General features: G+C 60.3%; 14 protein-coding genes. 4 read left to right on the top strand and 10 right to left on the bottom strand.

Annotated features, from left to right (window positions below; all coding sequences use genetic code 11):
• Positions 1–61: 61 nt before the first annotated feature.
• Together V8689_RS06850 and pdeM are read left to right on the top strand one after the other, a co-directional pair.
• Positions 62–2542: a ligase-associated DNA damage response DEXH box helicase gene (locus tag V8689_RS06850; RefSeq protein WP_056790300.1), complete on the top strand. Its 2481-nt coding sequence runs from the start codon at positions 62–64 to the stop codon at positions 2540–2542.
• Positions 2542–3192, top strand: coding sequence for a ligase-associated DNA damage response endonuclease PdeM (gene pdeM, locus V8689_RS06845; protein WP_056790297.1), 651 nt, complete (start codon positions 2542–2544; stop codon positions 3190–3192). The genes V8689_RS06850 and pdeM overlap by 1 nt, the downstream gene beginning before the upstream one ends.
• Before the next feature lie 23 nt (positions 3193–3215).
• On the opposite strand, the gene V8689_RS06840 is transcribed toward pdeM, so the two are convergent.
• Together V8689_RS06840 and dcd are read right to left on the bottom strand one after the other, a co-directional pair.
• Positions 3216–3413: a hypothetical protein gene (locus V8689_RS06840; protein WP_005785769.1), complete on the bottom strand. Its 198-nt coding sequence runs from the start codon at positions 3411–3413 to the stop codon at positions 3216–3218.
• A 108-nt stretch (positions 3414–3521) separates the two neighbouring features.
• Positions 3522–4088 carry a dCTP deaminase gene (gene dcd, locus V8689_RS06835; protein ID WP_003189215.1) on the bottom strand — a complete coding sequence of 189 codons (567 nt, stop codon included), beginning with the start codon at positions 4086–4088 and terminating at the stop codon, positions 3522–3524.
• Between the two features lie 388 nt (positions 4089–4476).
• On the opposite strand from dcd, the gene V8689_RS06830 reads away from it, so the two are divergent.
• A complete protein-coding gene (locus V8689_RS06830; protein ID WP_002554837.1) occupies positions 4477–4686 on the top strand; it encodes a cold-shock protein in 210 nt (69 codons plus the stop codon).
• A 308-nt stretch (positions 4687–4994) separates the two neighbouring features.
• Here the strand turns inward: V8689_RS06830 and rpoS are convergent, their stop codons facing one another.
• The 8 genes from rpoS to V8689_RS06790 form a co-directional block, all read right to left on the bottom strand.
• Positions 4995–5921: an RNA polymerase sigma factor RpoS gene (gene rpoS, locus V8689_RS06825; protein ID WP_375139747.1), complete on the bottom strand. Its 927-nt coding sequence runs from the start codon at positions 5919–5921 to the stop codon at positions 4995–4997.
• A gap of 187 nt (positions 5922–6108) precedes the next feature.
• On the bottom strand, positions 6109–6945 hold the full coding sequence (locus tag V8689_RS06820; RefSeq protein WP_032893170.1) for a peptidoglycan DD-metalloendopeptidase family protein: 837 nt from the start codon (positions 6943–6945) through the stop codon (positions 6109–6111).
• Positions 6946–7153: 208 nt separating this feature from the next.
• Positions 7154–7789 (bottom strand): protein-L-isoaspartate(D-aspartate) O-methyltransferase, encoded by a 636-nt coding sequence (locus V8689_RS06815; protein WP_169850588.1) that lies wholly within the window; start codon positions 7787–7789, stop codon positions 7154–7156.
• Between the two features lie 41 nt (positions 7790–7830).
• Entirely contained in the window at positions 7831–8580 is a 750-nt protein-coding gene (surE, locus tag V8689_RS06810) for a 5'/3'-nucleotidase SurE (protein ID WP_003189210.1), read from the bottom strand.
• Complete coding sequence (gene truD, locus V8689_RS06805) at positions 8568–9626, bottom strand: tRNA pseudouridine(13) synthase TruD (protein ID WP_034126844.1); 1059 nt, start codon at positions 9624–9626, stop codon at positions 8568–8570. The genes surE and truD overlap by 13 nt, the downstream gene beginning before the upstream one ends.
• The gene (gene ispF, locus V8689_RS06800) at positions 9623–10096 is read right to left on the bottom strand and encodes a 2-C-methyl-D-erythritol 2,4-cyclodiphosphate synthase (protein ID WP_032893173.1); all 474 of its coding nucleotides are present in this window, start codon (positions 10094–10096) and stop codon (positions 9623–9625) included. The genes truD and ispF overlap by 4 nt, the downstream gene beginning before the upstream one ends.
• A 54-nt stretch (positions 10097–10150) precedes the next feature.
• Complete coding sequence (gene fghA / locus V8689_RS06795) at positions 10151–10996, bottom strand: S-formylglutathione hydrolase (protein WP_056790290.1); 846 nt, start codon at positions 10994–10996, stop codon at positions 10151–10153.
• Positions 10997–11004: 8 nt separating this feature from the next.
• Positions 11005–12117, bottom strand: coding sequence for an S-(hydroxymethyl)glutathione dehydrogenase/class III alcohol dehydrogenase (locus tag V8689_RS06790; RefSeq protein ID WP_003189203.1), 1113 nt, complete (start codon positions 12115–12117; stop codon positions 11005–11007).
• Positions 12118–12226: 109 nt separating this feature from the next.
• On the opposite strand from V8689_RS06790, the gene V8689_RS06785 reads away from it, so the two are divergent.
• Positions 12227–13123 carry a LysR substrate-binding domain-containing protein gene (locus tag V8689_RS06785; protein ID WP_056790287.1) on the top strand — a complete coding sequence of 299 codons (897 nt, stop codon included), beginning with the start codon at positions 12227–12229 and terminating at the stop codon, positions 13121–13123.
• Positions 13124–13209 lie beyond the last annotated feature (86 nt).

Raw genomic sequence — 13209 nt, 5'->3', positions numbered from 1 at the left:
TTGAACGTCAGCGCTGCCTGAGGGGTCTTTGAACTAACCCCTCCAGAGCGTCCGCTGCCGCATGGCAAAAACCCACGACTTCGCCAAGCAATGGTTTGCCACCCAAGGCTGGAAGCCATTCGCCTTTCAGAAAGAGGTATGGGCGGCGGTCAAGGCCGGCCAGTCGGGGTTACTGCATGCCAGCACCGGGGCGGGTAAAACCTATGCCCTGTGGTTTGCCGCCCTCAACCGTTTCGCCATCACCCGCCCGCCCGCCACAGGCAAACGCAAACCGCCTGCCGAGCCGCTGACCGTGCTGTGGATCACGCCGATGCGCGCCTTGGCCGCCGACTCCGCACGCGCCCTGCAAGCCCCACTGGAGGCGTTGCAGATTCCGTGGAGCGTGGGCCTGCGCACCGGTGATACCAGCAGCAGTGAACGCGCACGCCAGACCCGTCGCCAGCCCACCGCTCTGGTCACCACCCCGGAAAGCCTGACGTTGATGCTGGCCCGTGCCGACAGTGAGACCAGCCTGGCGCACCTGCGCATGGTCATCGTGGATGAATGGCATGAACTGATCGGCAATAAGCGCGGCGTGCAGTTACAACTGGCGCTGGCACGCTTGCGGCGCTGGCACCCGCATTTGATGGTGTGGGGTATTTCCGCGACGCTGGGTAATCAGGCTCACGCGTTGGAGGTTCTGGTCCCACAGGGTGGCGGGGTCAATGTGCAGGGGCAAACGGCGAAAGCGCTGAAGGTCGACACCCTGTTGCCAGCGGTCACCGAGCGTTTCCCTTGGGCCGGGCATATCGGTTTGAAGATGTTGCCGCAGGTGGTCGCCGAAGTGGAGGCCAGCAGCAGTTGCCTGGTATTTACCAATACCCGTGCGCAATCGGAGATCTGGTACCAGGCGATTCTGGACGCGCGTCCGGACTGGGCCGGGTTGATTGCCCTGCATCATGGTTCGTTATCGCGCGAAACCCGCGACTGGGTGGAGCGGGCGTTGAAAGACGGGCAGCTCAAGGCGGTGGTGTGCACCTCCAGCCTCGACTTGGGCGTGGACTTCCTACCGGTGGAACGGGTGCTGCAAATCGGCTCCGCCAAGGGCGTAGCGCGGCTGATGCAACGCGCCGGGCGCTCCGGCCACGCGCCAGGGCGGCCCTCACGGGTAACCCTGGTGCCAACCCACAGCCTGGAGTTGGTGGAGGCGGCGGCCGCCCAGGATGCAATCGCCCAACGGCGCATCGAAGCGCGGGAATCACCTTACAAGCCGCTGGACGTACTGGTACAACACTTGGTCAGCATGGCCCTTGGCGGCGGGTTTACACCGGCGGCACTGTTGGACGAAGTGCGCGGCGCCTGGGCCTATCGCGACCTCACCGAAGCGGATTGGGCCTGGGCCCTGGGGTTTGTGCGCCATGGTGGCCTGTCACTCACCGCTTATCCGGATTACCGCCGGGTGGAGCCCGATGAACACGGCATCTGGCGTGTACCGGATGCCCGCCTGGCACGCCGCCATCGCATGAGCGTCGGCACCATCGTCAGTGATGCCAGTATCCAGCTCAAGTTCTGGAGCAAGGGCGGTGGCGGCAAGAACCTGGGCAGTGTCGAGGAAGGGTTTATTGCAAGGCTCAAGCCGGGGGATGGGTTTCTGTTCGCCGGGCGCTTGCTGGAACTGGTGCGCGTGGAAAACATGACCGCCTATGTACGCCGCAGCACCGCGAAAAAAGCCGCCGTGCCACGCTGGAATGGCGGGCGCATGCCGCTTTCCAACGAACTGGCCCAGGCGGTGGTCGAGCGTTTTGATGCCGCCGCCCATGGGCACTTCGACGGCCCGGAGATGCAGGCGGTGCAACCGCTGCTGCACACCCAATTGCGCTGGTCCGGCCTGCCGACCCGTGAGCATTTGCTGGCTGAAACCCTGCGGTCGCGGGAAGGTTGGCACCTGTTTCTGTATCCCTTCGCTGGCCGCCAGGTACACCTGGGCTTGGCCAGTTTGCTGGCCTGGCGGGTCAGCCAACAGCAGCCGCTGACCTTCTCGATTGCGGTGAATGATTATGGCCTGGAGCTGTTGAGCGCCACCGAGGTGCAGTGGCCCCAGTTGCTGAACGCTACGTTGCTGAGCCCCCAAGATCTGCTGGCTGACGTGATCGCCAGCCTCAATGCCGGCGAACTGGCCCTGCGCCGCTTTCGCGAGATTGCGCGAATCGCCGGGCTGGTCTTTGCCGGGTATCCCGGCGCGCCGAAAAGCACGCGACAAGTGCAGGCTTCCAGCGGCTTGTTCTTTGAGGTGTTCAAGCAATATGACCCGCAGAACCTGCTGCTGGCCCAGGCCGGCGAAGAAGTTCTGCGTGATGAATTGGATATTCGCCGGCTGGAACACACGCTGAATCATCTGTCGACGCTGAAGCTGGACTTGCACACGATTCAGCGGCCCACACCCCTGGCCTTTCCGCTGCTGGTAGAACGGATGCGCGAAAGCATGAGTTCGGAAAAACTCTCGGAGCGCATCGCGCGGATGGTCAAGGACCTGGAAAGAGTCGCCGACAAAGGGCAAGGCTGATGCATCACCCACTAATGCTGGAAGGCGAAGAGCTATGGCTATTGCCGGACAAGGCAGTGTACTGGCCCGCACGTCGATGCCTGTTGATTGCCGATGCGCATTTTGGCAAGGCGTCGGCCTATCGCAGCCTGGGGCAACCGGTGCCACAGGGCACGACTACGGCCAACCTGGAACGCCTGGACAGGCTGTTAACGGCCCTGCCCTGCGCGCAGTTGATCTTTCTCGGCGATTTCCTGCACGGCCCTGGCTCTCACGCCAGCGGCACCCTGAACGCAATCCGGGCCTGGCGTGAGCGCAATCGCCCACTGGCCCTGACCTTGATTCGCGGCAATCACGACAAACGCGCCGGCGACCCACCGCTGGATTTGAGCATCGACGTGGTCGCGGAGCCTCTGCTGATGGGCCCTTTCGCCTTGCAACACGAGCCAGACGCACACGCCAGCCACCATGTACTGGCGGGGCATGTGCATCCGGTCTACCACCTGCGCGGCAAAGGGCGCCAACGGCTCCGCCTGCCGTGCTTCCAGATCGGCGCCCGGTTGAGCCTGTTGCCAGCATTTGGCGCGTTTACAGGGGGTTATGCCGTGGAGCAGGCCCAGGATCACCGAATCTTTGTGATTGGCGATCACCAGGTCTGGCCGATTCAATGAATCGATGAAGGCCCGCTCAGGTATCAGGCAACAGGCGCGGGTGGTGGCTCGTCCGGTAAGGTCGGCTCACCCGGCTCGGTAGGCTGCGGGTAATCAGGTTCGGGTTGACCGGGGATGCCGCCCGCGTGCGCGGGGTTGGCCATCAGGGACCAGGCCAGAACACCAATCTGGTTGGGTTCAAGCCGGGCGAGTTCTGCGCTGATTCGCGGGTCGATCTTCATAAGGTACTCCTCAAGTATGGCCCGGCGCGTTTCACACGCGCCGAAGCAGTACACCTAGATAGAGTCACTTTCTGCAGACAAATTCCCTTTGCCCGTAGGAGCTTTAGATCAAGCGCGTGGGAGAGTGACGCCACGCTGGCCCTGATACTTGCCCGCACGGTCTTTGTAGGACACTTCACAGGCCTCGTCGGACTGCAAGAACAGCATCTGTGCCACGCCTTCGTTGGCGTAGATTTTCGCCGGCAAAGTGGTCGTGTTGGAGAATTCCAGGGTCACGTGGCCTTCCCACTCAGGCTCAAGCGGCGTGACGTTGACGATAATGCCGCAGCGGGCATAGGTGCTTTTACCCAGGCAGATGGTCAACACGTCGCGAGGAATGCGGAAGAACTCAACGGTGCGCGCCAGGGCGAAAGAGTTGGGCGGGATGATGCACACGTCGCTCTTGACGTCGACGAAGCTCTTTTCGTCGAAGTTTTTCGGATCGACGATCGCCGAATTGATGTTGGTGAACACCTTGAATTCATCAGCGCAACGCACGTCGTAGCCATAGCTGGAAACGCCGTACGAAATCACGCGCTCGTCGCCTTCACCACGAATCTGGCGTTCGACGAACGGCTCGATCATGCCGTGTTCCTGCGCCATGCGGCGAATCCACTTGTCCGATTTGATGCTCATGGCGGTGTCCTGAATAGCGAGGCGAAAAAAATCTGTGGGCCATCTTACCGGGGCCGGCGTTGGGGTTCAAAGGCCGCACGGGTTTTCTTGATGAATGCACCGCCCGCTATAAGCCGCAGCCAGCGTGGCCGGGGCCCGGATGGCCGGCATCAATGACTGTAAATACCACCGCCAGTCACGAAAATAGAGAAACCTTCGGAAATACCATTGGCACGTTCCGGAAAAAGGGTTAAGGTGGCGCCACTGTGCTGCTTGTGTCACTGAGAATCTCTACACGATATGTTGAATTTCGATCCAACCATCTCCAAGAATTTTTCCTGCTCTTTGCACTCAGTCTCGGCCAGGGCTTTTCCTGAGTCGCAGTTAACTTTGTCCAAGGAGATACACCATGTCTAATCGCCAAACTGGTACCGTTAAGTGGTTCAACGATGAAAAAGGCTTCGGCTTCATCACTCCACAATCCGGTGACGACCTGTTCGTTCACTTCAAAGCTATCCAATCCGACGGCTTCAAAAGCCTGAAAGAAGGCCAACAGGTTTCTTTCATCGCTACCCGCGGTCAGAAAGGCATGCAAGCTGAAGAAGTTCAAGTTATCTAACTTGTACTGACTCAGTCGAAAAAACCCCGCCCTTAAAAGCGGGGTTTTTTTATGCGCTCGTTCCCACGCTCCGCGTGGAAATGCCTCTTGTGACGCTCTGCGTCACGACTGCATGCCTACGCAGAGCGTGGGATCGATCAGCACACCGATGTAATGTCGGACACAAAAAAATGTGGGAGCTCAGCTGTATGTGGGAGCTGGCTTGCCTGCGATGCTATCGGCTCGGCGCACTAGCTATACCGAGTTGATGCTATCGCAGGCAAGCCAGCTCCCACACAAGCCCGCTCCCACATTTTGTCCTGCGTCGTTTACTGGAACAACGACTCACTCGACAAGCCATTCTTCTCCAGGATCTCGCGCAAGCGCTTGAGGCCCTCTACCTGGATCTGCCGCACCCGCTCACGGGTCAGGCCAATCTCCAGGCCTACATCCTCCAGGGTGCTGCTCTCATGGCCGCGCAGGCCGAAGCGGCGAATCACCACTTCACGCTGCTTGTCCGTGAGCTCTGACAGCCACTGGTCAATACTTTGGGAAAGATCATCGTCCTGCAACAGCTCGCAAGGGTCTGTTGGACGATCATCGGTCAGGGTGTCCAGCAGGGTTTTATCCGAGTCCGGCCCCAGCGAGACATCCACCGAAGACACACGCTCGTTAAGGCCCAGCATGCGCTTGACCTCCCCTACCGGCTTTTCCAGCAGGTTGGCGATTTCTTCAGGCGAGGGTTCATGATCGAGTTTTTGCGTCAGCTCACGCGCTGCCCTCAGGTAGACGTTGAGCTCCTTGACAACATGGATCGGCAAACGGATCGTGCGGGTCTGATTCATGATCGCCCGTTCGATGGTCTGACGAATCCACCAGGTGGCGTAGGTGGAGAAACGGAAGCCCCGCTCAGGGTCGAACTTCTCCACAGCCCGGATCAAGCCCAGGTTGCCCTCCTCGATCAGGTCCAGCAGGGACAGCCCACGATTGACATAGCGCCGGGCGATTTTCACCACCAGGCGCAGGTTGCTTTCAATCATGCGCTTACGCCCAGCCGGATCGCCCTTTTGCGACAGACGCGCAAAATGGACTTCTTCTTCGGGGGTCAACAGAGGGGAAAAGCCGATTTCATTGAGGTACAGCTGGGTCGCGTCGAGCGCCCGCGTGTAGTCAATGTACTTGTGCTGCTTCAAAGCGGCAGCATTTTTGGATTTGGTGCGAACTGAAGGTGGTGAGACCCCTTCATTATCTGACATCGGATCCGATTCGATGCTGTCCTCCATAAGGAGAACCTCATCGTCGATGTCAAACTCCGGCACTTCTTTACTGAGAGCCATTGTTATAGTCCTTTGGTGAGTTCGACCTCAAGCTCAAGCGACGCCTCTATCCTTGGCAACGCTGGAGCCTGTTCCTTCTACGTGAGGGAACAGGCTGTGCAACACATCAACGACGGGGCAGGAATTGCAGCGGATCTACAGGCTTCCCTTGGCGGCGAATCTCAAAGTGCAGTTTCACCCGGTCTGTGCCCGTTGACCCCATTTCGGCAATCGTCTGTCCGACCTTGACCTGCTGCCCCTCCCGAACCAACAACCTGCGGTTATGACCGTAGGCACTGACGTAGGTATCGCTGTGTTTGATGATGACCAGCTCGCCGTAGCCCCGCAAACCACTCCCGGCGTACACCACTGTCCCATCAGACGCAGCTAAAACAGGCTGTCCCAAATCCCCGGCGATATCAATGCCTTTATTCAAACTACCGTTTGAAGAGAATTTTCCAATCAACACTCCGTTTGAAGGCCATCCCCAACCGGTCGGTGCAGGCCCGGCGGGTGGCAACGGCGCGGGTGCCGGCTTGCTCGCAACCGTAGGCGCGGCGCTGCCTGCAGGCCGGGTAATGATGGTGGTCTTGCTCGAGGACGATGGCGAAGATCCCGACTTTGTCACAACTGCCGTAGGTGCAGAACCTGAGCGACCATCGAAACGAATGGTCTGCCCTGGATGGATCGTATACGGCACAGGAATGTTGTTACGGGCGGCCAGCGCCTTGTAGTCCCAGCCATAACGAAAGGCAATCGAGAACAGGGTGTCGCCTTTGCGCACCACGTATTGGCCAGTGGTCACCGTGGGTCTTTGTGGGGTTGCGTTGGTACGGTCAACGACTCGCGCACCGCCGGATGGCGTGCTCGAGCAGGCTGCCAATAAGGAACTCAAGACAAGGCCAAGCACCAGTCGCTGAAAGCTTGTTTTACTCATTCGCTGCGCAGGACCTGTGAGACTCACCCGCCGCTCCCTTTGTGGTGGCTGAACGTTAACGCCTGGATCAGGCTTAAAATATGACGCAAGTATAACTGGGCATTGGCTTTTTACTGGCACATGACTGAAAGGAAAAATTCATCATGTTTAATCGTGCTGCCAAGCATGTTGATTCAATAGACCCCGCCGTAAGACACATCCCCGCTTACAGAATTCACTGCACGCGAATAAATGATCAGGCCAGCGGGCCATTGAGCAAGGGTACGAAACGCACGGCACCGAGTACGTGCCGGGAAAAGCCTTCGTCCTCACGGATAATAAGCATCAACTGTTGCACTTCGCCGGAGCCCACCGGGATGACCAGCCGCCCGCCAGGTGCCAACTGATCCAGCAAGGCTTGCGGCACATCCGTGGCCACGGCGGTGACGATGATACCGTTGTAGGGCGCCAGCGCCGGCCAGCCCTCCCAGCCATCGCCCCAGCGGAATACCACGTTGCGCAGGTTCAGCTCCACCAGACGCTCTTTGGCCCGGTCCTGCAGCACCTTGATGCGCTCGACCGAAAACACCCGCTCTACCAATTGCGACAGCACGGCCGTCTGGTAGCCGGAGCCGGTGCCAATCTCCAGCACCTTGTCCAAAGGCCCCGCCGCCAGTAACAGCTCGCTCATGCGCGCGACCATGTAAGGCTGGGAGATGGTCTGGTTGTGGCCGATGGGCAACGCCGTGTCTTCATAGGCACGATGCGCCAGGGCTTCATCGACAAACAGGTGCCGCGGCGTGCGCCGGATCACTTCCAGCACCTGCGCGTTGGACAAGCCTTCTTCATACAGGCGCTGGATCAACCGCTCCCGGGTACGCTGGGAGGTCATCCCGATGCCACGGCGCAACAAGTCGTCTTGTTCACGAGCCATCAACGCAGTCCCTCCAGCCAGCCATCAAGGCCACTGAAGGCATCACTGAAGGTGCGATCAAACAGCAACGGGGTAACGGAGACATAGCCTTGCATCACCGCATGAAAGTCCGTGCCCTCGCCGCCATCTTCGGCGTCGCCAGCGGCGGCGATCCAATAGCCTTCCTTGCCGCGTGGGTCGACCACCTTCAAGGGCGCCGCCGCACGGGCGCGATGGCCCAGGCGTGTGAGCTGGATACCGCGAATGTGGTCAAGGGGCAAGTTGGGGATATTGACGTTGAGCACCGTACGCGGCGGCAGGTCCAGGGAAGCATGTGCCTCCACCAACTTGCGCGCGTAGTAGGCCGCCGTCGCCAGGTTATCCAATTGCCGCGAAGCAAAAGAAAAGGCAAAGCCGGTTCGGCCCAGGAAGCGCCCTTCGAGGGCCGCCGCCACGGTGCCGGAATACAGCACGTCGTCACCCAGGTTGGCGCCCAGGTTGATCCCCGAGACCACCAGGTCTGGCTGGTGCTCCAGCAAACTGTTGATTGCCAGGTGCACGCAGTCGGTGGGGGTTCCGTTAACGCTGATAAAGCCATTGGCCAGGACCCGCGGGTGCAGCGGACGGTCGAGCGTCAGCGAACTGCTGGCGCCGCTCTTGTCCTGGTCGGGGGCAACCACCACGCACTCGGCGTAATCCTGCAGCGCAGCATGGAGCGCGGCAAGACCGGGTGCGGTGGCACCGTCATCGTTTGATATCAGAATACGCATGGGCTGTCCGTCTGCCCCACCGGCACCAGATCAACAAGCTCGCGCACCAAGACAGTGGCGAAGCATCCGGCCGGCAGGACGAATTCCAATTGCAGAATGTCAGGCCCGGGATAATGCCACGTCAACCCGCCAATGGGCAGTCGCAGAATGCGACGTTCCTGGCTCATTCCCGCCTTCACCAGCCAATCACGTAGGTCAGCTTCGCCAGCGGCGACAGATTGTTCCAGCTCGTATGTAAGACCTTTCGCCGGCGAATCGCCTTCGCCCCACTGCGGGCCGGTGGGGTGCAGGTCCAGGATCGCCAGGCGCGGGTCACTGCATTCAGCTTCCCCGGCCGGAAAAAAACTGCGACTGTCGGTGAACGCCAGCAGATCGCCGACTTGGGCTCGCTGCCATGAACCGTCGGCGACGCGGGCCGCCAACACTTGGTTGAACAGGTAACTGCGAGCGGTGGACAGCAAGCGCGAGCGCACGTTGCGCTGCTCGGGCAGGGCCTTGCGGGCGGCCCACTCGCGAGCATCCACCACGTTGCCGCCGTTGTGGCCGAAACGCTGGGTGCCGAAGTAATTGGGGATGCCGTGCCGCGCAATCAACTGCAAACGTGCATCGATGGCAGCGGTGTCGCCGGCCAGTTGGGTCAGGCGCAGGGTGAAGCCATTGGCCGAATGGGCACCACGCTGCAGCTTGCGCTTGTGGCGGGCAGTTTTCAGTATCTTGAGCGTATCGTTTTCTGCGCCGCTCATGTCCGGGTCGGCCTTGCCGGGCAATTGCACGCTGAACCACTGGCGGGTCAGGGCCTGACGGTCCTTGAGCCCGGCATAGCTGACGGTGCGCAACGGCACGCCAGCCGCCTTGGCGATACGCCGTGCGGCTTCCTCGGTGTTCAAGCCGCGTTTTTCCACCCACAGCCACAGGTGCTCGCCGTCGCCGGTCAGCGGAATGTCCAGCACCTCATCAACCTGGAAGTCTTCGGCCGTGGCCTTCAGTACCGCGCTGCCCAGGGCCTCGCCATAGGCCCGCGGGCCCAGCAGTTGCAGGTCGTTCATGCGCGCAGCAACAAGGCGACGGAGTGCACTGCGATGCCCTCTTCACGACCGGTAAACCCGAGCTTTTCGGTGGTGGTGGCTTTCACGTTGACTTGATCCAATTCAATTTGCAGGTCTGCGGCGATCGCAGCGCGCATCGCTTCGATATGGGGGGCCATTTTTGGCGCCTGGGCGACGATGGTGTTGTCGACGTTGCCGACCTTCCAGCCCTTGGCGTGGATCAGGCCGACCACATGGCGCAGCAACACACGGCTGTCCGCGCCCTTGAAGGTGGGATCGGTGTCCGGAAAGTGCTTGCCGATGTCGCCCAATGCCGCCGCGCCGAGCAAAGCATCGCTCAAGGCGTGCAAGACCACGTCGCCGTCGGAATGAGCCAGCAACCCATGGTGGTGTGCAATGCGCACGCCGCCCAGGGTGATGAAATCGCCTTCAGCGAAACGGTGCACATCGTAGCCGTGGCCAATACGCATAAAAAAACGCCCCGATTTAATTCAGGGCGTGATTCTACCTACTTTTGCCTCAGATTAACCGAGCAAAGCACGACCATGATGCCGCAAATGGTCTTCGATGAAGCTGGCGATAAAGAAGTAGCTGTGGTCGTAGCCAGGCTGCAGGCGCAGTTCCAGCGGATGGTTGGCTGCCTTGGCCGCTTGCAGCAAGGCTTCGGGCTTGAGTTGAACCTCAAGGAAATCGTCGCGATCGCCCTGGTCCACCAACAGCGGCAACTTTTCCGAGGCTTCGCTGATCAGTACGCAGGCATCCCATTCGCGCCATTTCGAACGCTCTTCCCCCAAATAACGGGAAAAGGCTTTCTGGCCCCATGGGCAGTCCATCGGGTTGTTGATCGGCGAAAACGCCGACACCGACAGGTACCGTCCAGGGTTGCGCAATGCGCAGACCAGCGCACCGTGACCGCCCATGGAGTGGCCGCTGATGCCGCGTTTATCCGACGCAGGGAAATGCGCTTCCACCAGTGCCGGCAACTCCTGCACCACGTAGTCATGCATCCGATAGTGCTTGGCCCAGGGTTCCTGGGTGGCATTGAGGTAGAAGCCCGCGCCGAGGCCGAAGTCCCAGGCATTGTCCGGGTCGCCCGGCACGCCAGGGCCACGGGGGCTGGTATCTGGCGCGACGATGATCAAGCCCAGTTCGGCAGCCATGCGCTGGGCGCCGGCCTTCTGCATGAAGTTCTCGTCAGTACAGGTCAACCCGGACAGCCAATACAGCACCGGCAGCTTGCCGCCCTGCTCCGCTTGCGGCGGCAGGTAGACGGCAAAAGTCATGTCGCAACCCAGCACATCGGAATGATGCTTGTAACGTTTATGCCAGCCGCCGAAGCTCTTCTGGCATGACAGGTTTTCCAGACTCATGGCCGACCTCAGAAGTGAATGACGGTACGAATGCTCTTGCCTTCATGCATCAGGTCAAACGCTTTGTTGATATCTTCCAGACCCATGGTGTGGGTGATGAAGGTATCCAGCGGGATTTCACCGGTCTGGGCCATTTCCACGTAGCTTGGCAATTCGGTACGACCGCGCACGCCACCAAACGCCGAACCACGCCAGACGCGCCCGGTGACCAGTTGGAATGGACGAGTGGCAATTTCCTGGCCAGCGCCGGCCACACCGATGATCACCGATTCACCCCAGCCTTTGTGGCAGCACTCGAGCGCGGCACGCATCAGTTGCACATTGCCAATGCACTCGAAGGAAAAGTCCACGCCGCCGTCAGTCAGGTCGACAATCACGTCCTGGATTGGGCGGTCGTAGTCTTTCGGATTAATGCAATCGGTGGCGCCCAGTTGCTTGGCGATTTCGAACTTGGCCGGGTTGATATCAATGGCGATGATGCGACCGGCCTTGGCCTTGACCGCGCCGATAATCGCCGACAGACCAATGCCGCCCAGGCCGAAGACGGCCACGGTGTCGCCCGGCTTGACCTTGGCGGTGTTGATCACCGCACCAATGCCGGTGGTGACACCGCAACCGAGCAGGCAGACTTTTTCCAGCGGTGCTTCTTTAGGAATCTTGGCCACGGAGATTTCCGGCAGCACGGTGTACTCGGAGAACGTCGAGGTGCCCATGTAGTGGAAAATCGGCTGGCCCTTGTAGGAGAAACGTGTGGTGCCATCCGGCATCAAGCCCTTGCCCTGAGTCGCGCGAATGGCCTGGCACAGGTTGGTCTTGCCACTCAGGCAGAACTTGCACTTGCCGCATTCCGGGGTGTACAGCGGGATCACGTGATCGCCCACAGCCACCGAGGTCACGCCCTCGCCGATGGCTTCCACCACTGCGCCGCCTTCATGGCCCAGGATCGACGGGAAGATGCCTTCCGGGTCTGCGCCCGACAAGGTGTAGGCGTCGGTATGGCACACGCCGGACGCGACCACCCGCAGCAACACTTCGCCAGCCTTGGGCATGGCGACATCCACTTCAACAATCTCAAGGGGCTTCTTGGCTTCGAAGGCTACGGCGGCACGGGACTTGATCATCCGGGGTTCTCCATCGGGTTAAAAACTGAGACGGTGAGTGTAAAACATCGCCTATTGATGAATAATCCAGGCGAAAGCAAAACATTATTGCCGTATAGGGACAATCAGCATGCTGGAGAACCGCTGGGAAGGCATTGACGAGTTTGTCGCGGTGGCCGAATGCAGCCAGTTCACGGCGGCGGCCGAGCGCCTGGGCGTATCGTCCTCCCACGTCAGCCGGCAGGTGGCGCGCCTGGAAGAACGCTTGCAAACCCGATTGCTGTACCGCAGTACGCGCAAGGTGACGCTGACCGAAGCCGGCCAGACCTTCCTGCAACACTGCCAACGCCTGCAGGACGGTCGCGAGGAAGCCCTGCGAGCGGTGGGCGACCTGACCAGCGAACCCAAGGGCATGTTGCGCATGACCTGCGCAGTGGCCTATGGCGAGCGTTTTATCGTGCCGCTGGTGACGCGGTTCATGGCGCACTATCCGCAACTGCGCGTGGACATCGAGTTGACCAACCGCTCCCTGGACCTGGTCCACGAAGGCCTCGACCTGGCCATCCGCCTGGGACGCCTGCAAGACTCGCGCATGGTTGCCAGCCGCCTGGCACCTCGGCGCATGTACCTGTGTGCGTCGCCCTCCTACCTCGAACGGTACGGTCGGCCACACAGCTTGTCGGAGTTGAGCCGGCACAACTGCCTGATTGGCAGCTCGGATATCTGGCAAATGGCTCAGGACGGGCGGGAATTTTCCCAGCGCGTGCAAGGCAATTGGCGCTGCAACAGTGGGCAAGCGGTGCTGGATGCGGCATTGCAAGGCATGGGCTTGTGCCAGTTACCGGACTACTACGTGCTGGAGCATCTGCACAGCGGGGCGTTGGTGTCGTTGCTAGAGGCTCATCAACCGCCGAATACTGCGGTGTGGGCGTTGTATCCGCAGCAGCGGCATTTGTCGCCGAAGGTACGGAAGTTGGTGGAGTTCTTGAAGGTGGGGTTGGCTGAGAGGCCGGAGTACAAGCATTGAATTGAGGTGGCATGCACCGGCCTCATCGCGGGCAAGCCCGGCTCCCACAGTTGACCGAGTTGTTTGATGGGGCAGCGATCAAATGT

Source organism: Pseudomonas sp. AK181, from assembly GCF_051122975.1.
GTDB lineage: Bacteria > Pseudomonadota > Gammaproteobacteria > Pseudomonadales > Pseudomonadaceae > Aquipseudomonas > Aquipseudomonas lactis.
The sequence above is the reverse complement of the archived record's forward strand: the minus strand, read 5'-3'. Positions and strand labels throughout refer to the sequence as shown.

What these genes read in the sequence shown, in the direction of transcription:
- fghA (WP_056790290.1), bottom strand. Translation starts at nt 10,996, where the DNA reads ATGAGTCTGGAAAACCTGTCATGCCAGAAGAGCTTCGGCGGCTGGCAT.
- V8689_RS06840 (WP_005785769.1), bottom strand. Translation starts at nt 3,413, where the DNA reads ATGAAGATCGACCCGCGAATCAGCGCAGAACTCGCCCGGCTTGAACCC.
- V8689_RS06790 (WP_003189203.1), bottom strand. Translation starts at nt 12,117, where the DNA reads ATGATCAAGTCCCGTGCCGCCGTAGCCTTCGAAGCCAAGAAGCCCCTT.
- truD (WP_034126844.1), bottom strand. Translation starts at nt 9,626, where the DNA reads ATGAACGACCTGCAACTGCTGGGCCCGCGGGCCTATGGCGAGGCCCTG.
- pdeM (WP_056790297.1), top strand. Translation starts at nt 2,542, where the DNA reads ATGCATCACCCACTAATGCTGGAAGGCGAAGAGCTATGGCTATTGCCG.
- V8689_RS06785 (WP_056790287.1), top strand. Translation starts at nt 12,227, where the DNA reads ATGCTGGAGAACCGCTGGGAAGGCATTGACGAGTTTGTCGCGGTGGCC.
- dcd (WP_003189215.1), bottom strand. Translation starts at nt 4,088, where the DNA reads ATGAGCATCAAATCGGACAAGTGGATTCGCCGCATGGCGCAGGAACAC.
- surE (WP_003189210.1), bottom strand. Translation starts at nt 8,580, where the DNA reads ATGCGTATTCTGATATCAAACGATGACGGTGCCACCGCACCCGGTCTT.
- V8689_RS06815 (WP_169850588.1), bottom strand. Translation starts at nt 7,789, where the DNA reads ATGACCTCCCAGCGTACCCGGGAGCGGTTGATCCAGCGCCTGTATGAA.
- ispF (WP_032893173.1), bottom strand. Translation starts at nt 10,096, where the DNA reads ATGCGTATTGGCCACGGCTACGATGTGCACCGTTTCGCTGAAGGCGAT.
- rpoS (WP_375139747.1), bottom strand. Translation starts at nt 5,921, where the DNA reads ATGTCAGATAATGAAGGGGTCTCACCACCTTCAGTTCGCACCAAATCC.
- V8689_RS06830 (WP_002554837.1), top strand. Translation starts at nt 4,477, where the DNA reads ATGTCTAATCGCCAAACTGGTACCGTTAAGTGGTTCAACGATGAAAAA.
- V8689_RS06850 (WP_056790300.1), top strand. Translation starts at nt 62, where the DNA reads ATGGCAAAAACCCACGACTTCGCCAAGCAATGGTTTGCCACCCAAGGC.